At 68.5% G+C, this 16,237-nt stretch carries 17 protein-coding genes and 1 pseudogene; 5 read left to right on the plus strand and 13 right to left on the minus strand.

What is annotated here, in order from left to right; all coding sequences use genetic code 11:
• Positions 1-63: 63 nt before the first annotated feature.
• Positions 64-1,536, minus strand: a complete 1,473-nt coding sequence (locus tag Q4F19_RS05260) for a pyridoxal phosphate-dependent decarboxylase family protein (protein WP_303540481.1) — start codon at positions 1,534-1,536, stop codon at positions 64-66.
• Positions 1,537-1,692: 156 nt separating this feature from the next.
• Between Q4F19_RS05260 and ruvB the strand changes: the two genes are divergently transcribed.
• Entirely contained in the window at positions 1,693-2,718 is a 1,026-nt protein-coding gene (gene ruvB / locus Q4F19_RS05265) for a Holliday junction branch migration DNA helicase RuvB (RefSeq protein ID WP_303540482.1), read from the plus strand.
• A 120-nt stretch (positions 2,719-2,838) separates the two neighbouring features.
• Here ruvB and Q4F19_RS05270 read toward each other — a convergent pair whose 3' ends face one another.
• Positions 2,839-3,594 carry a Bax inhibitor-1/YccA family protein gene (locus tag Q4F19_RS05270; protein ID WP_431312364.1) on the minus strand — a complete coding sequence of 252 codons (756 nt, stop codon included), beginning with the start codon at positions 3,592-3,594 and terminating at the stop codon, positions 2,839-2,841.
• A 184-nt stretch (positions 3,595-3,778) separates the two neighbouring features.
• On the opposite strand from Q4F19_RS05270, the gene thpR reads away from it, so the two are divergent.
• Complete coding sequence (gene thpR / locus Q4F19_RS05275) at positions 3,779-4,462, plus strand: RNA 2',3'-cyclic phosphodiesterase (RefSeq protein ID WP_303540483.1); 684 nt, start codon at positions 3,779-3,781, stop codon at positions 4,460-4,462.
• Here thpR and Q4F19_RS05280 read toward each other — a convergent pair.
• The 6 genes and pseudogenes from Q4F19_RS05280 to Q4F19_RS05305 all read right to left on the minus strand — a co-directional run bounded on the left by Q4F19_RS05280 (position 4,434) and on the right by Q4F19_RS05305 (position 9,569).
• The gene (locus Q4F19_RS05280; RefSeq protein ID WP_303541004.1) at positions 4,434-5,543 is read right to left on the minus strand and encodes an OmpA family protein; all 1,110 of its coding nucleotides are present in this window, start codon (positions 5,541-5,543) and stop codon (positions 4,434-4,436) included. The two genes, thpR and Q4F19_RS05280, sit on opposite strands and share 29 nt — an antisense overlap.
• 194 nt (positions 5,544-5,737) lie before the next feature.
• On the minus strand, positions 5,738-6,238 hold the full coding sequence (locus tag Q4F19_RS05285; RefSeq protein WP_303540485.1) for a DUF2793 domain-containing protein: 501 nt from the start codon (positions 6,236-6,238) through the stop codon (positions 5,738-5,740).
• A 10-nt stretch (positions 6,239-6,248) separates the two neighbouring features.
• A complete protein-coding gene (locus tag Q4F19_RS05290) occupies positions 6,249-7,895 on the minus strand; it encodes a phage tail protein (RefSeq protein WP_341850160.1) in 1,647 nt (548 codons plus the stop codon).
• Positions 7,843-9,123, minus strand: a pseudogene (locus tag Q4F19_RS05295) (DNA-packaging protein); the annotation flags it as partial. The pseudogene Q4F19_RS05295 and the gene Q4F19_RS05290, both read right to left, overlap by 53 nt.
• Positions 9,120-9,281, minus strand: a complete 162-nt coding sequence (locus tag Q4F19_RS05300; protein WP_303540487.1) for a hypothetical protein — start codon at positions 9,279-9,281, stop codon at positions 9,120-9,122. The pseudogene Q4F19_RS05295 and the gene Q4F19_RS05300, both read right to left, overlap by 4 nt.
• Positions 9,282-9,296: 15 nt before the next feature.
• Positions 9,297-9,569: a hypothetical protein gene (locus Q4F19_RS05305; protein ID WP_303540488.1), complete on the minus strand. Its 273-nt coding sequence runs from the start codon at positions 9,567-9,569 to the stop codon at positions 9,297-9,299.
• A gap of 170 nt (positions 9,570-9,739) precedes the next feature.
• Between Q4F19_RS05305 and Q4F19_RS05310 the strand changes: the two genes are divergently transcribed.
• Complete coding sequence (locus tag Q4F19_RS05310; RefSeq protein ID WP_303540490.1) at positions 9,740-10,306, plus strand: shikimate kinase; 567 nt, start codon at positions 9,740-9,742, stop codon at positions 10,304-10,306.
• 173 nt (positions 10,307-10,479) lie between these two features.
• Here the strand turns inward: Q4F19_RS05310 and Q4F19_RS05315 are convergent, their stop codons facing one another.
• The 3 genes from Q4F19_RS05315 to Q4F19_RS05325 all read right to left on the minus strand — a co-directional run bounded on the left by Q4F19_RS05315 (position 10,480) and on the right by Q4F19_RS05325 (position 13,546).
• Positions 10,480-11,238: a TorF family putative porin gene (locus Q4F19_RS05315; protein WP_303540492.1), complete on the minus strand. Its 759-nt coding sequence runs from the start codon at positions 11,236-11,238 to the stop codon at positions 10,480-10,482.
• Positions 11,239-11,534: 296 nt separating this feature from the next.
• Complete coding sequence (gene metC / locus Q4F19_RS05320) at positions 11,535-12,716, minus strand: cystathionine beta-lyase (RefSeq protein WP_303540494.1); 1,182 nt, start codon at positions 12,714-12,716, stop codon at positions 11,535-11,537.
• Positions 12,713-13,546: a sulfurtransferase gene (locus Q4F19_RS05325; protein WP_303540496.1), complete on the minus strand. Its 834-nt coding sequence runs from the start codon at positions 13,544-13,546 to the stop codon at positions 12,713-12,715. Before Q4F19_RS05325 ends, metC begins: the two co-directional genes overlap by 4 nt.
• A gap of 78 nt (positions 13,547-13,624) precedes the next feature.
• Between Q4F19_RS05325 and queF the strand changes: the two genes are divergently transcribed.
• Both queF and Q4F19_RS05335 read left to right on the plus strand, forming a co-directional pair.
• Positions 13,625-14,071: a preQ(1) synthase gene (gene queF, locus Q4F19_RS05330; RefSeq protein WP_303540498.1), complete on the plus strand. Its 447-nt coding sequence runs from the start codon at positions 13,625-13,627 to the stop codon at positions 14,069-14,071.
• Between the two features lie 98 nt (positions 14,072-14,169).
• Entirely contained in the window at positions 14,170-14,580 is a 411-nt protein-coding gene (locus Q4F19_RS05335) for a hypothetical protein (protein WP_303540500.1), read from the plus strand.
• Positions 14,581-14,745: 165 nt separating this feature from the next.
• Here the strand turns inward: Q4F19_RS05335 and Q4F19_RS05340 are convergent, their stop codons facing one another.
• Positions 14,746-15,216, minus strand: a complete 471-nt coding sequence (locus tag Q4F19_RS05340; protein WP_303540503.1) for a hypothetical protein — start codon at positions 15,214-15,216, stop codon at positions 14,746-14,748.
• Positions 15,213-16,163 (minus strand): isopenicillin N synthase family dioxygenase, encoded by a 951-nt coding sequence (locus Q4F19_RS05345; RefSeq protein WP_303540505.1) that lies wholly within the window; start codon positions 16,161-16,163, stop codon positions 15,213-15,215. The genes Q4F19_RS05340 and Q4F19_RS05345 overlap by 4 nt, the downstream gene beginning before the upstream one ends.
• Positions 16,164-16,237 lie beyond the last annotated feature (74 nt).

Below are 16,237 nucleotides of genomic sequence, written 5' to 3' on the forward strand. Positions count from 1 at the left end.
GTCGAAGGGCCGTCCTTTTCTTCCGGGGATTTGTCCGGAAGAAAGGACCGTGCTTCGACAAGCTCAGCACGAACGGGATGGGAAACGGGTTTTCACCCGCCGCCACGCGGCGATGATCGCATCGGCGGTCACTTCCGCATCGTCGAGAGTCGTCGCCGAAGAGCTGACCGAGATTCGCATCACCCATTCGCCGCGCCACAACGCGCCACCCGCGAACAGGATCGCATCCGCCTGGATCTGCTCGATCGTCGCGAGCGTCGCGGCATCGTCATCCCCGAACCGGACCATCACCTGATTGAGTTCGACCGGCGCGACGATTGCGATACCGCGCTCCGCGGCGAGCCGCCCGGCGATCCGCGCCGCGATCGCGCAGCATCGCTCGACCATCTCGGCGACGCCGCTCCGGCCGAACTGGCGGATCATCGCCCAGGTCGCGAAGCCGCGCGCGCGGCGCGAAAATTCGGGCACGAAGGCCGAAGGCTCGCGCTCGCTGTCCGCGGCAGGCGGCATGTAGCTCGCCGAAAAGGCCATCGCCCGGCGATGCGCCGCCGCATCGCGGACGATCGCATAACCGCAATCATAGGGTGTCTGCAGCCATTTGTGGCCGTCGGTCGCCCAGCTGTCCGCGCCGTCGACGCCCGCCGACAGATGCCGCAGCGTCGGGCTCGCCTGCGCCCATAGCCCGAACGCGCCGTCGACATGCAGCCATGCGCCCGCCTCCCGCGCGATCGGCACGATCTGCGCGAAGGGATCGTTGGCGCCCGTATTGAGCTGGCCGGACTGCGCGATCACGATCGCCGGCCCGGTGCCCTGCCCAAGCGCCTTCGCGAGCGATTCCGGCCGCATCCGGCCCATCTCGTCCGCATCCACGAGCGTCAGCCGTCTGGCGCCCAGCCCGAGAAATTTGAGACCGGAATGGACGGTCGCGTGCGCGTCGGCACCGATGAGGACGCGGATCGGCGGTGCGCCGAACAGTCCGTCCGCCTCGACGTCCCAGCCGACGCGCGCGAGCACTTCGCTCCGCGCCGCCGCGAGGCACACGAAATTCGCGACCGTGGCCCCCGTGACGAAGCCGACCGATGCCTCGGCCGGCAAGCCGAGCAGGTCCAGGAGCCAGCGTGCCGCCACCGCCTCCACGGCCGCAGCAGCCGGCGCGGACGCGATCGCGGTCGCATTCTGGCCCCAAGCCGCGGTCAGCCAATCGGCCGCCACGCCCGTCGGATGCGATGTGCCGATCACCCAGCCGAAGAAGCGCGGCGCGGTCGAGCCGCGCAGTCCCGGGGTCGCCTGCGCGATCAGCTCGCTCAGAATCGCGGCCGGCTCCGCACCCGCATTCGGAACCGGACCGTCGAATGCGTCCAGGATGTCGCGATAGCTCGCGGTCGGAGTCGTCTCGGCAGTCGCGATCCCGCGACGATAGGCGATCGCGGCCTCCGCCGCCTGCGCCATCGCGTCCAACCCCGCCTCGATGCTCATCGTCCGCCCTCCGCCATCCTGCGTCATCCACCGCTCTAGCGTGGCGAAACGATGGCGCATCCCGGTGCTTGCGCCGAAACCTCACCTGACTCCCGTTCGTGCTCAGCCTCTCGAAGCACCGTCCTTCTTCGCCGAACGGAAGGAAAAGTCAGTCCTTCGACAGGCTCAGGACAAACGGTGATTCCACTTGGTCGATCCTCGCTCTAGACCGAGCGCATGTCGGACGAAGATCGCCTGCTAAACCCCGCGCGGCTCGCCGACGATGCCGATGCCGCGCTGCGCCCGAAGACGCTCGCCGAGTTCGTCGGCCAGAAGGCGGCGCGCGACAATCTGCGCGTCTTCCTCGATGCCGCCAAGGCGCGCGGCGAGGCGCTGGATCACGTCCTCTTCTTCGGCCCGCCCGGTCTCGGCAAGACCACGCTCGCGCAGATCATCGCCCGCGAGCTCGGCGTCGGCTTCCGCGCCACCTCCGGCCCGGTCATTGCCAAATCGGGCGATCTCGCCGCCCTGCTCACCAATCTCGAGGAAGGCGACGTCCTCTTCATCGACGAGATCCATCGCCTCGCCCCCGCGGTCGAAGAGATCCTCTATCCCGCGATGGAGGATCGCGCGCTCGATATCATGATCGGCGAGGGGCCGTCCGCGCGCTCGGTGCGGATCGATCTGCCGCGCTTTACGCTCGTCGGCGCGACGACCCGCCAGGGCCTGCTGACCACGCCTTTGCGCGATCGCTTCGGCATTCCCGTCCGCCTGCAATTCTACGATGTCGGCGAGCTGCAGCAGGTGGTGTCGCGCGCCGCACGCCTGCTCGGCCTTCCGCTGACCGCCGACGGCGCGCACGAGATCGCGCGTCGTTCGCGCGGCACCCCGCGCATCGCCGGCCGGCTGCTCCGCCGCGTCCGCGATTTCGCGCATGCCGCCGGCGACATTGAGGTTGATGCGAAGGCTGCCGACGCCGCACTCACGCGCATGGAGGTCGACGGCCTCGGCCTCGACGCGATGGATCGCCGCTATCTGCTGATGATCGCCGACATCTATCGCGGCGGTCCGGTCGGAGTGGAGACGCTCGCGGCAGGCCTCGGCGAGCCGCGCGACACGGTCGAGGAGGTGATCGAGCCCTTCCTGATCCAGCTCGGCCTCATCGCGCGCACCGCGCGCGGCCGCTGCCTCAACGGCCGCGCTTGGACCCACCTCGGCCTGCCGCCCCCCGCTAACAGCCAGGACGGCCTGTTCGACGCGTGACGGCCTTCACTATTCCGTTCCGATAAGGGCTAGGCACGGCCCAAACAAAGAGGGCCCGCCGGATCGCTCCGACGGGCCCTCCTGATTTCAGCCCAGCCGGTCAGCCGGGGCCTGCCTCGTTCAGCGGCGATCGCCCATGAAGCGCAGCAGGAACAGGAACAGGTTGATGAAGTCCAAATACAGCTGCAGCGCGCCCATGATGACGGTCTTGCCGATCATCGCCGAGCCCTGCACCTCGAAATACAGGCTCTTGATGCGCTGCGTGTCGTAGGCGGTGAGGCCCGCGAACAGCAGCACGCCGACGAAGCTGACCACCAGGTCCAGCGCCGAGGACTTCAGGAACATGTTGATCAGGCTGGCGACGACGAGGCCGACCACGCCCATGATCAGGAACGTGCCGAAGCCCGACAGATCCTTCTTGGTCGTGTAGCCGAACAGGCTCAAGCCAGCGAAGGCGGCGGCGGTCGCGAAGAAGGCCTGCGCGATCGACGTGCCCGTATAGACGAGCAGGATCGTCGAGAGCGACAGCCCCATCAGCACCGCATAGCCCCAGAACAACGCCTTGGCGGTGCTCTCGCTGATCCGGTTGATGCCGAAGCTCAGCCACATGACGACGCCGAGCGGCGCGAGCATCACGACCCACTTCAGCGGGCCGCCATTGATCACCATCTGCGCGGCATAGCTGTTGTTCGCGCCGTCGGTCGCGGTGTTGTACGCGAACAGCAAGGCGACGATGCCGGTCAGCAGCACCGCCGACGACATGTAATTGTAGACCGAAAGCATATACGACCTGAGACCCGCATCGCGCGCGCCTGCGCCGATGCCGACATTGGTCGACTGGGCGGGCGTGCCCCATGGGTCGGACCGGTTTGCCATCTCGAAGAAACTCCTCTCGCGCCCACATCGGCGCTGACTGCGAATATCGGCTCATATCGCCGCCGATTCAAGAGAGACGATGCGAGTTCGGCCGCACGAACCGGGCGCCGCACGTCGCGATCGGGTGGCGCGCCCCACAGTCGAGCCATAGGATAGCGGCCCGGAAATATTTGGGAAACACGAAATGGCCCGTCTGTTCGTCGCCTTGAGGCCGCCGCCGGCGATGCGGGGGCTTCTGCGCGCGACGATGCACGGCTTGTCCGGCGCACGCTGGCAGAGCGACGAGCAGCTGCACCTCACGCTCCGTTTCATTGGCGACGTGGATCGGGATCTTTATGCCGATGTCGTCGCCGCGCTGGCGCAGGTCGACGCGCCGACATTGGCGCTGGGCGTGGAGGGCGTCGGCGTCTTCGCGAGCCGGGGACGGCCGCACAGCCTGTGGGCATCGGTCCCGGCCCCTCCCGATCTCTCGCGGATCGTGAAAGCGGTCGATCGCGCCCTGCTCGGCGTCGGCATCCCTTCCGAAACCCGCGCCTTTCGCGCGCATATCACGCTCGCCCGGCTGGGAAGCAGCACGCCGCCGATCGACCCCTGGCTCGCCGCGAACGCCGGCCTGCACGTCGAGCCCGCGCCCTTCGCACATTTCTATCTACGAGAGCATCCTGGGTCGGGACGGGTCGAGCTACGTCGTGGTCGGGCGCTACCCACTAGACTGATCCGACCTCGGCGCGGTCACCGCGACTGCCCCAGAGGGCCCGCCGATCAGCGGACAAAGAAAAAGGGGCCGGCGTTTCCGCCGACCCCTCTGTCTGTGATCGCCTTGCGGCGGATCGGGTCGATTACTGACCCGCACCCGGACCGAAGGTGATTTCCACGCGCCGGTTCTGCGGCTCGCGGACACCATCGGCCGTGTCGACCAGCGGACGGCTCTCGCCGAATGCTTCGGTCGCAAGCGCCGTCTCAGGCACGCCCTTGCTGGTCAGGTAAGCCTTGACCGAGTCCGCACGACGCTGGGAGAGACCAACGTTGTACGAGTCCGAACCGGACTTATCGGTGTGGCCGGCCAGCATGACCGAAGCCTGACCCGTCGTCGCATAGGCCTGAGCCGCGTTGTCGAGGATCGAGGAAGCCTCCGGCGTGATCGCCGACTTATCCCAGTCGAAGAACACGATGAACGGACCAGGCGTCGCCGGGGGAGGCGGCGGCGGGGGCGGAGGAGGCGGCGGCGGCGGCGGCGGCGGCGGGGGAGGCGGCGGCGGTGCGGCCGGCTCGCCGAAGTTGTAGATCAGGCTCGCGAGAAGCGAGTGAGACCGGAACTTCGCCTTGGTCTCGCCAGCGGCCAGAGCGTTGAACGTGTTGCCAGCAACACTGACGCCATAGACGTTGAAGAAACGGTACTTCGCGCCGACGTCGATATGGTCGGTGACGGGATACAGCACGCCGGCCAGGACCTGCCACGCGAAGCGGCTGTCGCTGCCATCGGCGTACGGAATGCCGCCATACAGGCGATAGGCGTCATACTTGACGCGGGCGATACCGGCACCGGCGCCGACATAGCCGTTGATCGAGTCGTCCGCACCGAAGTTCAGGAGCGCGTTGCCCATGAAGCTCAGCACTTCGGTCGAGCCCGAAGCGTAACCGAAGTAGCGGCCGGCAGGCAGGCCACCGATGCGGGTCGTGGTCTCATGACCAGCCGCCTCGGCACGCTTGTAGCCGACTTCGCCCTCGAGGCGAACCATGCCCAGATCGTAGCCGACGACGCCGTCGACGTCGAAGCCGGTCTTGTGGTTGGCAGTCGCGGCGGGTGCAACGGCACCGATGTTGATCTTGGTATCTTCGACGATCATGCCGCCGCCTTCGATACCGACGTACCACGCCTTGTCCTTGGCCATCGCCGGCGCGGCGAGCGCCGTGGAGGCCAAAACAGCCATCATGGCAATTCTGCGCATCTGAAACCCCTTTTTCTTCACGGTGCTCGCAGGGAGCAGCGCGTACCTAACTATCACCATGTTTTTACGCAAGACGCAAGAACCTGGACTGTTGCCGGAATGTCTCCGATGCCGCTTGACGCGCATCGTTTCCAGTCAGCGAACAGCCCCTAAACACAGATCATGGCCGCGGGTTTCATGCCTTCGGAACTTTTTTAGGAACTGATCAAACCATGTGTCCTTAATGTCACAAGCACGGCCGCCAAAGCGGCCCGTGCCTCCGTGTCGATTGTCGCCCCGCCGCCCGGATTGGCGATGCCCGAAAGCCTCGGTCCCACCAGCTGCACGCCGCCGATCGTCAGGGCGGAAGCGGCAAGTGCGCCGCTGCCCCAGCCCGTTGCGCCCCGCTCGATCCGCAGGCCGTTCGTCCGCAGCCGGAGCGCCACGCCCTCGCGCGGGCGCAGGAATCGCCAGCCGCCGGCCGTCCACAAAGCGATCTCGTCCGCATGGCCGGACCAGTCGCCCGTCGGCATCGCCCCCACGATCCAGCTCTGGCCCTGCTCCGGCGCAGTCGGAGGGACGGTCTGGCCGACGGCTTCCACCATTCCCCCCACCAGCCCGTCCAGCAGCAGGAGCGCCTCGTTGTGCAGCGCTTCCTTCTGCGCCTGCCCCTCCTGGAGCAGCGGCAGGGTCAGGCGCGGCGTCGTCTCGCTCATATTGGGATCCTTACAGCGTGAAGGTGTGCGCCGCCGGCGGCAGCGACGCGCCGAGTCGCCCGATCTGGCTGATAGTGACCGTCAGGGCGCCAGGTCCGTCGCGCAGCTCCGGCGGCTGGTCGTCGGCCGCATAATCGAAGCTGGGCGATGTCACGTCGATGGTCCGCTCCGTTCCACCGCTCGCCAGCGTCAGCCGATAGAGCTCGCTCTCTTCGCCGAGCGGCACGTCGGCGCCGTCGAGCCAGGCCCAGCCGCGCCGGCTGCGGCGGATCCAGTCGATGCGGATTGCGCCGCCCGCGAGCCTGCGCGCGCGCAGCGCGACCGGACTCGGCGGACGAACGCCCCGCCCGATCACGATCGCCGCGCGCGTCGCGGGCGGCCCGGCATCGCCGGGCCCGATCGCGCTCACCGCGATCGGACCGCCCAGCGCGGTGGCGGGCAGGTCGATCGGCAGCAGCCGCCCGGCCTCGATCAGCACGAACCGCTCGTCCGTCTCATGCCCCGCCATCGCCCACTCGCTGCCGAACCGCCCGCGCAGCAGTCCACCGAGCCGCCACCGCCGCGGCGCGATCTGTTCGGCACCGGCGAACGCGATCAGCTCGTCACCGATCAGCGCGAGGTTCCGCCCGTCGATGAGCGCCGCATCCCCGCCGCCCGGCACCGTCATATTGTCGTGGAGCAGCTCCACCTCGATCGAGTTCGCCCGATCGAAAAGCTCGGACGGGCCCGGCGCCGGCGCGCGCGTCAATGTGCCCATGACCGCGGGCGGCGCGGTCGTCGCGAATGTCCGCCAGCTCGCGCCTCCGTCGAGGCTCAGGCTCGCGGTCGCGCGGCGACAGCGGGTGCCCGTCCCCGCCGCTGCGAGCCAGAGCCGCGGCGCGTCGCCTCCGCCACTGCCGTCGAAGGCGGGTATGTCGAGCAATTCGATCACCGTCGTCCCCGCCCGCGCGTCCGCGCCGGTCGTCGCCCGCCCGGGCGAGGCGCTGGCCGCCACCGCCCCCGGGCCGATCCGCTCAAGGTCGAGCTCCAGCGCCATCCGCTCCAGCGTCCAGCTCGCGATGCGCCACGCTGCGCCATCCAGCGTCACGCGTCCGCCGGCGCGCAGGTCGAGCCGACGCCAGGGCAGGCGCACCGTCGCGCGCTCACGCCCGCGCCAAACGCGCATCAGCGCGGCCTCGGCGAAACCCTTGGCCGCGCCCGCACCGATGGCCACCGGCAGCTCGATCCGATTGCTGCGCAGCGCGATACCGTCGCGCCGCGCGCGCTGGAGTCCCGCCTGATAGTCGCGCTCGGGCTCGTAATAGGCGATTGCGACCTCGTCGGGCAGAGTCGAGGCGGCGCGCCGGTCGCGCACGATGCGGCTCTCGCGCCGATCGTCGACGCGCGCGCCAAGTTCCTCCGGGTCGATCATGCTCGCGCTTGCATCGTCCAGCCGAAGCGTCGCGCCGTCGTCGACGATCGCCAGCGGAAACGCATCGCCCAGCGCCTCGATCGCACCGCGCACGCTGTCCCCGCCCGCCGCATAGCCGCCCACGGCCGTACCCGTCTCGCCGACGACTGCGCCTTCGCTCAGCGCCGCCACGATCGTGCCGACATCGACATCGCCCGCATCGGCCTCCACCTCGAACGTGAGCGAGCTCCGGGAAGGCATCCACATGAGCCACCCGCCCCCGCGCGTATAACGCCTGCACCGGTTCGGCCCGCGTCACCTTGCCGTGCGACGCATGCACGCGCCGCACCGGGAGGCCGGCATCCGCCGCCAGCAGCACGCTCTCGACCATCGCTCCGCCATTGTTCGCCTCGGCCACCACCCGATCCGCACCGTGCCGCGCCGCCGCGCGCGCAACCGCATCCGCCCAGCGCTCCGGGCTCAGGCCCTGGACGCTCGCGTCCTCGAGCACATAGGCCCGCCCCGCCGCGTCCAGCCCGGCGACGACGATCCCGCACGCATCGCTCGCCGCGCCTGCTCCCGCGGGCGGATCCACCCCGATGACGATCCGCACCAGCGCCGGCGCGGCCCGCACCCGGCACGCCTCGATCTCGGCGCGCCGCCACAGGGCGCCCTCGATCTCCTCGATCAGCTCGCCGTCCAGCTCCTGTCGCCCGAAGCGCGTACCCGCATAGGTCTCCCGCATCATGTCGAGGAAGACGGGCGCGAGATGCGCCCGATTGTCCTGCGTCCGCCCGCGCGTGACGATCGTGCCCGCCTGCCCCACCAACTTGCGCACGAGCGGCACGGCGCGGGGCGTCGTCGTCGCCACGATCCGCGGATCGCTGCCGCCCCGCAAACCCATCACCAGATTGTCCCACGCATCCATGCCACGCGGCCATTTGGCGATCTCGTCGCACCAGGCGAAATCATGCTGCGGGCCACGCAAGGCTTCCGGCTCGCCTGCCGAATAGAGCAAGGCCTGCGAGCCATTCTCCCACACCAGCCGCCGGTTCGACGCCTCATACTGGATCTGGCTCCTGTCGGGCGCGACCGCAAGCACGCCGCTCTCGCCCTCCACCATCACGGCGCGCGCCTCGTGATACGAGGCGGCGACCAAGGCGATGCGACTGCCCTTGTGCGTCTCCGCCTGCATCCGCACCCATTCGGCGCCCGCGCGCGTCTTGCCGAAGCCGCGCCCGGCGAGGATCAGCCACGTCCGCCAGTCGCCGTCGGGCGGCCATTGCGCGGCGCGCGAGGCGTAGACCCAGCGATCGATCAGCGCGAGCACCTCGCGCGCCGCCGGCTTCAGCCGCCGTCTGCCGGCATCGTCGAGCGCCGCGATCCGTTCCGCCGCCGAGGCGCCCTCGGGCAAGCACACCGCCTCGTCGCGCCGCGCCCCGATCCGATCGACCAGCGCCTGCGCGCGCAACCACGATCCGCCTGCCGCCGTCATCCCGTGCCGCCCATCCGCCGGTTCATCCGGCTCAGCCGGGCCAGCAGCACCTTGGCTGCCTCGGCGTCGCTCAGTGCGATCGGGGCAGAGTGTCCCGTCACGGTCGCGCGATGCTGTCGCAGCAGGCTGAGCGCCGCGGGGGCCGAGAAGGCGCGCAATCCTTCGGCTTTGTCTTACGATACACCGTTCAACGCGCGGTCCAGCAGCTCCGCCTCCAAGCGAACATAACCTTCGCTGAGTGCCGCGGCCCAGCCTGCGCGGAACGCGTCGGACGTCGTCCGCTTGCGGTACACGCTGCCGGACGACAGGCCGGAGGCCTTGCTGGCCTCGCGAATATTGGCCGTCTGGCCCAGCGTCTCGAGAAACAGCGCCTCGCGCTCTGCGCTCCAGCGCACCGGCGTGCGCGACGGCGCCCGGCGCGATCGGACGATCGTCCGCTTGCCCATGTCCCAACTCCCATTTTCGATGCTCCCCAGGCTTTGCCGGGGACCGCGCTGCACGATGCGGTGGAGGGGGCACGACCCGTTTGTCCAACCCTCTCCGCCGATCGGGAGCGGGGTCGCACGACCACCGCCAATGCGTTTCCGCCCGCCCCGCCAGGATGTAGGCTCTTGCCATGATCGAATTTGACGAGCGCAGGCCGTGGGATCGCTCTGCGATACTGCTGCTCATCGGTCCCGGCGGTGCGGGCAAATCCTCGCTGAGCCGCGCGCTGGCGCCTTTATTGGGCTATGATCTGATCGATCTCGATGAGGAGTTCAGCCGCCGGATCGGCGGGATCGACGCCGTCATCCGCGACGAGGGCTACGCTTCCTACAAATCGCGCAACTCGAGGCTGGCAGCCGCACTCGCGGCGGACGCCGTCGACCGGATGATCCTGGTGACCTCGTCGGGCTTTCTGACTCGCGACAATCCCGAGCCCGCGCTCGCGGCGAACCGCGGCCTGCTGGCGGATTGCTATTCGATCTGCCTGCTGCCCTCACGCGATCTCGAACAGGCCGTGGCGACCATCGTCGCCCGCCAGCTCACGCGCCCCTTCGCCCGCGATCGATCACGCGAAGAAGCGACGATCAGGCACCGTTACCCCACCTATGCCACCTCGGGCGATCTGATCCTGTTCTCGGCCGAGCCGCCGGCAGCCATCGCTTCTGCGGTTGCGCACCGTCTGTCTGCGGCTCGCTGATTGCCTCCGATCGCCGTCGGCGCATTTCTCCAGCGTTCCTGATCCCTAGACGATCAGCGGGGCGCTGTCAAGCATTTGTTTATGGTTTGTTCCACATCGCGTTCGTGCCGTACGCGAAGAAAAGGGGCCCGCTCCCTGTGCGGAAGCAGGCCCCATCCCCCCTCTGACCGGATTTAGAAGGCGACGCCGATCGCCGCGACGACGCCGCCCTTGGCGACATTCTTGCCCGAGAAATCGACCGCCTCGCCCTTCTTGAAGTCGGTATCGACATAGGCGACCGAGAAGGTCAGGTTCTTCCAGGTGTAAGCCGCCGTCAGGCTCCAGTCGGTATAGTTCTTGAGGCCCGCGGTCAGGTACGAGCGGCCCCAATTCTCGCCGAGATGGCCGGTCAGGCTCACGCCCGTACCGGGGATCCCGCCCGACAGTTCGGCATAGGTATAGAGATTGTCCTCGCGCGCGCTGCTGCACAGGCCGCAGCTCAGCGCATGCTGCTTCCACGAATAATTGAGGCCGGCCTTGGCGGTCACCGGGCCGAAGGTGCGCGAGACGTTGGCATAAGGCTCGAAGAAGTCGGTATTCCCGCTCGGGCCCGGATAGTAATAATAAAGCAGGCCGACATCGACGGTCGTGCCGTCATAGGTCTTCTTGTAGCCGGCATAGAGATCAATCTCCTGGTCGCTGCCCGCCGCGACATAATCGTCGATCGAGGAGCCCCAGGTGCCGACGTAAAAGCCGCTCGAATGGCTGACGCCGAGCGTGCCCTGGATCGCCGGATTCTTGTCCGTCTGGCTGATGCCGCGGAAGCGATAGTCGCTGGTCAGCGTCGCGCCGCCGGTGATCGTGAAGTCGCTGGCGGGCGCGTCCTGCGCCAGCACGGGCGCCGCGTAGAGCGCCGCGGCGAGGAGAGTGGAGCCGACGAGAATCGAGCGCATGGATGTCCCTTTCGCAAATTGCGTCATGTTCCGCTGCGCGCCGGTCGCGTCCTCACCTCTGCCTCCTTTTGGGAGCGGGGGAACTGCGTTCCGGCCCACCGGCATTGACGCAATATGTTGCTGGGCACAACGGCGGGAAGCCGCGCTTTCCTCAGGAAGTCACGCTTCCGTTGCGATTCAGCAACAGTTTAGAAACGTGGGATGAACGAATGCGGGAATCCGGCAACGAACGGCCGACTGCCGTCGTGAAACTGTGCGGTCCTCGTAGTGGCGCGAGGCCTGGACCCCGCCGGTCGTCAGCCCGCGATCCGCGCGAACCCCGCCTCCAGATCGGCGATCAGGTCGTCCGCATCCTCCAGCCCGATGTGCAGTCGCACGAACGCGCCCTCCGTGGTCCAGGGCCTTGCCGTGCGGATCGGCCGCGGATCGATCGGCAAGGCCAAGCTCTCGTAACCACCCCACGAATAGCCGATCCCGAAATGGCGCAGTCCATCGATGAAGCGCGTCCGGCCGGCATCGTCGGCCTGCTTCAGCGAGAAACTGAACAACCCCGACGATCCGCGGAAATCGCGCGCCCACAGATCGTGCCCCGGGCAGGACGGCAGCGCCGGGTGCAGCACCACGCCCACCTCCGCCCGCCCCCCGAGCCAGCGCGCGACCTTCAGCGCCCCCGCCTCGTGCGCGCGCAGCCGCAGCTCCATCGTCCGCAAGCCGCGCAGGCACAAAGCGGCATCGTCCGGCCCGACCACCTGGCCCAGCCCCTGGCTCGTCTTGCGCACCGTCTCGAAGAATCCGGCCCGCGCGGTCGTCGCCCCCATCATCAGGTCCGAATGGCCGCCGACATATTTGGTCAGCGCGGTGATCGAAATATCCACGCCCAGCGAAATCGCGGGCAGCAGCAGCGAGGTCGCCCACGTATTGTCGATGAGACTGACGATCCCCGCCGCGCGCGCCTTCGCCGCGATCCCTGGCACGTCCTGCACCTCGAAGGTCAGGCTGCCCGGGCTTTCGAGGAACACCGCCTTCGTGTTCGGCCCGAACAACGCCGCCACCGCGTCCGCGTTGAGCAGCGGATCGTAATAACGCGTGACGATCCCGATCTTCTTGAGGATCCCGCCGCACACCGCGCGCGTCGGCTCATAGGCCGTATCCACCATCAGCAGCTCGTCGCCCGGCGCGAGCACCGCGAGCAACGCCGTCGCCACCGCCTGCGCGCCGGACGAATGGAGCACCGTGCCCGCCGCGCCCGGCTCCAGCTGCGTCAGCGCCTCGGCCAGCGCCCATTGCGTCGGCGTGCCGCGCCGCCCGTAATAGAGGCCCGCATCAGGATTGCGCCCCGCCGCGCGCAGCGCCGCGACATCGTCGAACAGGATCGTCGAGGCGTGCCACACCGGCGGATTGACGATCCCGCGCGTCCATTCCTTGCGCCGACCGGCCGTCGCCAGCAACGTCGCCGGCCGGTCGCCCTCGTCGCTCATGTGACGCTTTCCTTGGGCGTCTGCGGCAGCGCGCCCCACTCGCTCCACGATCCGTCGTACAAAGCCCACTCGCTCTTGCCCGCCAGCGCGAGCCCGAACAGCAGGATCGATGCGGTGATCCCCGATCCGCACGTCGTCACGATCGGCGCGTCGGGATCGACACCGACGGCGCGGAAGGCGGCGAGGATCTCGTCGGCCGATCGCCAATTGCCCTCGGCATCGAACAGCTTCCCGTAGGGCAGGTTGTACGCGCCCGGCATATGCCCGCGCGCTACGCCCGGCCGCGGATCGCCCTCTTCGCCACTGAAGCGTGCCGCGCTGCGTGCATCCACGATCTGCGCCGCGCCGATCGCGACGAGCGCCTCCATCTCCTCCAGCCCGCGCACCAGCGCCGGATTGTGCCACGCGGTCGCATGGCCGCCGCCCGGCTCCCCGGCAGGTCCGGTCTCCAGCGGCCGACCTTCCGCCTTCCACCGCGCGAGCCCGCCGTCGAGCAGCGAAACATGCTCGAAGCCGAACAGCCGGAACAGCCACCAGGCGCGCGCAGCGGTCTTGTGTGGCGCCTGGTCGTAGAGCACGACGCGATCGTCGCTATCGATTCCCAGCGCACGCAGCCGCGCCTGGAACTGCTGCGCGGGCGGCGCCATGCTCGGCAGCGCGCTGGCATGGTCGTGCAGCTCGCCCAGATCGAGGAACAGGGCGCCCGGCACATGCCCGCTCTCGAAATCGGCGCGCGCGTCGCGCCCCGGCTCCAGCGCATAATAGGTCGCATCGAGGATCGTCGCGCCTGTGTCGGCGGTGAGATCGGCGGGGGTCATCAGGATCTTCATCGCCGAAAACTAGCCGCCGGCTCCCGCCACGTCACCTCCCCCGATGACGGACGCCGCCCGATTGCCTACATAAACACGATGAGCCTCACCCATCTTGGCCAGCCTTCCGCGCTGCCCGCCTCGCCCGAGGCCGCCGTCCTCGATTATGTTCCCAACCCGCGCACGGGCCGGCCCTATCTGGTCCGCTTCACCGCGCCCGAATTCACCTCGCTCTGCCCGGTCACCGGCCAGCCCGATTTCGCGCATCTCGTCATCGATTATGCACCCGGCGCGACGATCGTCGAATCCAAGTCGCTCAAGCTGTTCCTCGGCGCCTTCCGCAACCACGCCGCCTTCCACGAGGATTGCACGGTCGGCATCGGCGAGCGCCTAGTCGCCGAGATGGCGCCGCTCTGGCTGCGCATCGGCGGCTATTGGTATCCGCGCGGCGGCATTCCGATCGACGTCTTCTGGCAATCGGGCGCGCCTCCCGAGGGCCTCTGGCTCCCCGATCAGGGCGTCCCCTCCTATCGCGGCAGAGGCTGAATCCGCCACCCCACCGCGCCCCAACCCGTTCGGTTCGAGCGAAGTCGAGAACCCCCAGCATCGAGCGAAGTCGAGATGCGTCGCCACAGGAACCACGCATGAAAAAATTGCCAGCCCTCCTCGCCGCCGCCCTCCTTGCCACCCCGCTGGCCGCGCAGACCCCCGACGCCGCGATGCGCACAAGCCGCCAGATGGCGGCGCTCCCCGAGATCCAGCGCTACGCCGCGATCCGCCGCGCGATCCAGGATAACGGCCTGTGGTGCCCGCGCGTCGCCGCCGCCGCCTTTCAGCAACCGATCAAGAATCTCGCCATGTGGGTCGCACGCTGCGACGCGATCACGGCTCCGAAGAAGACGCTCGCCGGCACGATGCCTAAGTCGAGCGAAACCTACGGCGTCTTCATCGGCCCCGACGGCACCGTCCAGGCCGGCCAATGCTCGGAAATCACGAAGGTCAAATGGCCCGCCTGCCGCCCCCTGCCGGCAACGCCCGCACCGAAGAAAGGCTGACGCCGCGCTTCGAAAGACGAAAGAAGCTGATTTACGCAGAGGCGCGGAGGCGCAGAGACGTCCCGCGCGGCGCAGGCGCATCGAGTAAAATCACCGGTTACAGTAACGGACGAAGGCGTCGGCGAAGACCGACACCTCTGCGTCTCCGCGTGAATCAAATCTTCTTTAGTTCGCCACCACAGCCACGGTGATCCCCGCCGCCTTCGCCTCGCTCAGATCGAGATGCCACACGCCGGGCGCCAGATCGAAGCTCACGATCTTGGCGATGCCCGAGCAGGCCGGGCCATGCCCGTGCGCGGTCGATGGCGCCTCGCCCGCCGCGCGCAGGACCGAGATCCACGCCCCTTGCGACAAGGCGACGCGATACGTCCCCGCCTTCACCACCGTCAGCAGATAGGCGCCCGCAAAAGTGCCCGGCTTGAACGGCCGCGCGCCCGCCACCGGCGGCGGCACATCGACGCGCTTCAGCGTCAGCGCCACGGCCTTGCCGATCGCCGGCGCGCCCGTCTCCGGCCGCCCGAAGCTCTCGAACCCCGGCACGATCTCGGCGCGCACGCACACCGGCTCCGCCTTGGGCGCCTCCTGCGCGAAGACAGCGAAAGGCGCGAGCGCCGCGAGAGCCAGCCACCGCTTCATGCCAGCTTGATCTCCCGGAGCCGCTCGTAAAGATAATCATGCGCCGTGATCGGCACCGGATACAGGTTCGGCCGCTCATCGCTCACGCAGCCCGGCAGCGTCTCGATCAGATAATCGGGCCGGAAGTGGAGGAAGAACGGCATCGAGTAGCGCGCGAAGCCGCGCCGCTCGGGCGCCGGGTTGAGCACGCGGTGCGTCGTCGATCGCAGCACGTTGTTGGTCAGCCGCTGCAGCATGTCGCCGACATTGATGGCCAGCTCGCCGGGCTTGGGCTGGACGGGCAACCAATTGCCGTCGCGGTCGAGCAGTTCGAGCCCTGCTTCCTCCGCGCCGAGCAGCAGGGTGATCGTGTTGATATCCTCGTGCGCGCCCGCGCGGATACTCGGCCCGTCAGGCCCCATCGGCGGATAATGGAGCAGCCGCAGCACGCTGTTGCCGTTCAATATCGTCGCGTCGAAGAAATCGGGCGTCAGCTCCAGATAGCGCGCGATCGCCTGCAACAGCCGCCGCCCCGCTTCCTCCAGCGCGTCGTACAGCGCCAGCTCCGCGCGGCGGAAGCCGTCGATCTCCTCGGGCCAGACGTTGGGCGGCATCACCGCCTCGAGCGGATCGCCCTTCGGCAGCTCGCGCCCGACATGCCAGAATTCCTTCAGGTCGTGCGCCTTCGCGCCCTTCGCGGTCTCGATCCCGAACGGAATGTAACCGCGCTGGCCGCCGCTGCCGGCATTGGCATAGTTCCGCTTCACCTCTTCGGGCAGCGCGAAGAATGCCTTGGCCTTCGCATCCGCCTCGGCGATCAGCTCGGGCGACACGCCATGATCGGCGACGATCGCGAACCCGTAGCGCGCGAAGGATCCGCCCAGCGCCTGCGCGAATCCGTCCGGATCGCGCACTGCATCGGCGAGGCTGACGGTGGGGACGATGGGTGTGTCGAGGATCGTGGCCATGGCGATGATGTAGGCCGCTCGATCGCTCCCCTCAACCGCCCAGGTCGTAACGGGACGGGCGACGCTGGCGCCCG

It is taken from the genome of Sphingomonas natans (assembly GCF_030546695.1).
Taxonomy (GTDB): Bacteria; Pseudomonadota; Alphaproteobacteria; order Sphingomonadales; family Sphingomonadaceae; genus Sphingomonas_I; species Sphingomonas_I natans.

What these genes read in the sequence shown, in the direction of transcription:
- Q4F19_RS05260 (WP_303540481.1), bottom strand. Translation starts at nt 1,536, where the DNA reads ATGCGCCATCGTTTCGCCACGCTAGAGCGGTGGATGACGCAGGATGGC.
- ruvB (WP_303540482.1), top strand. Translation starts at nt 1,693, where the DNA reads ATGTCGGACGAAGATCGCCTGCTAAACCCCGCGCGGCTCGCCGACGAT.
- Q4F19_RS05270 (WP_431312364.1), bottom strand. Translation starts at nt 3,594, where the DNA reads ATGGCAAACCGGTCCGACCCATGGGGCACGCCCGCCCAGTCGACCAAT.
- thpR (WP_303540483.1), top strand. Translation starts at nt 3,779, where the DNA reads ATGGCCCGTCTGTTCGTCGCCTTGAGGCCGCCGCCGGCGATGCGGGGG.
- Q4F19_RS05280 (WP_303541004.1), bottom strand. Translation starts at nt 5,543, where the DNA reads ATGCGCAGAATTGCCATGATGGCTGTTTTGGCCTCCACGGCGCTCGCC.
- Q4F19_RS05285 (WP_303540485.1), bottom strand. Translation starts at nt 6,238, where the DNA reads ATGAGCGAGACGACGCCGCGCCTGACCCTGCCGCTGCTCCAGGAGGGG.
- Q4F19_RS05290 (WP_341850160.1), bottom strand. Translation starts at nt 7,895, where the DNA reads ATGTGGATGCCTTCCCGGAGCTCGCTCACGTTCGAGGTGGAGGCCGAT.
- Q4F19_RS05305 (WP_303540488.1), bottom strand. Translation starts at nt 9,569, where the DNA reads ATGGGCAAGCGGACGATCGTCCGATCGCGCCGGGCGCCGTCGCGCACG.
- Q4F19_RS05310 (WP_303540490.1), top strand. Translation starts at nt 9,740, where the DNA reads ATGATCGAATTTGACGAGCGCAGGCCGTGGGATCGCTCTGCGATACTG.
- Q4F19_RS05315 (WP_303540492.1), bottom strand. Translation starts at nt 11,238, where the DNA reads ATGCGCTCGATTCTCGTCGGCTCCACTCTCCTCGCCGCGGCGCTCTAC.
- metC (WP_303540494.1), bottom strand. Translation starts at nt 12,716, where the DNA reads ATGAGCGACGAGGGCGACCGGCCGGCGACGTTGCTGGCGACGGCCGGT.
- Q4F19_RS05325 (WP_303540496.1), bottom strand. Translation starts at nt 13,546, where the DNA reads ATGAAGATCCTGATGACCCCCGCCGATCTCACCGCCGACACAGGCGCG.
- queF (WP_303540498.1), top strand. Translation starts at nt 13,625, where the DNA reads ATGAGCCTCACCCATCTTGGCCAGCCTTCCGCGCTGCCCGCCTCGCCC.
- Q4F19_RS05335 (WP_303540500.1), top strand. Translation starts at nt 14,170, where the DNA reads ATGAAAAAATTGCCAGCCCTCCTCGCCGCCGCCCTCCTTGCCACCCCG.
- Q4F19_RS05340 (WP_303540503.1), bottom strand. Translation starts at nt 15,216, where the DNA reads ATGAAGCGGTGGCTGGCTCTCGCGGCGCTCGCGCCTTTCGCTGTCTTC.
- Q4F19_RS05345 (WP_303540505.1), bottom strand. Translation starts at nt 16,163, where the DNA reads ATGGCCACGATCCTCGACACACCCATCGTCCCCACCGTCAGCCTCGCC.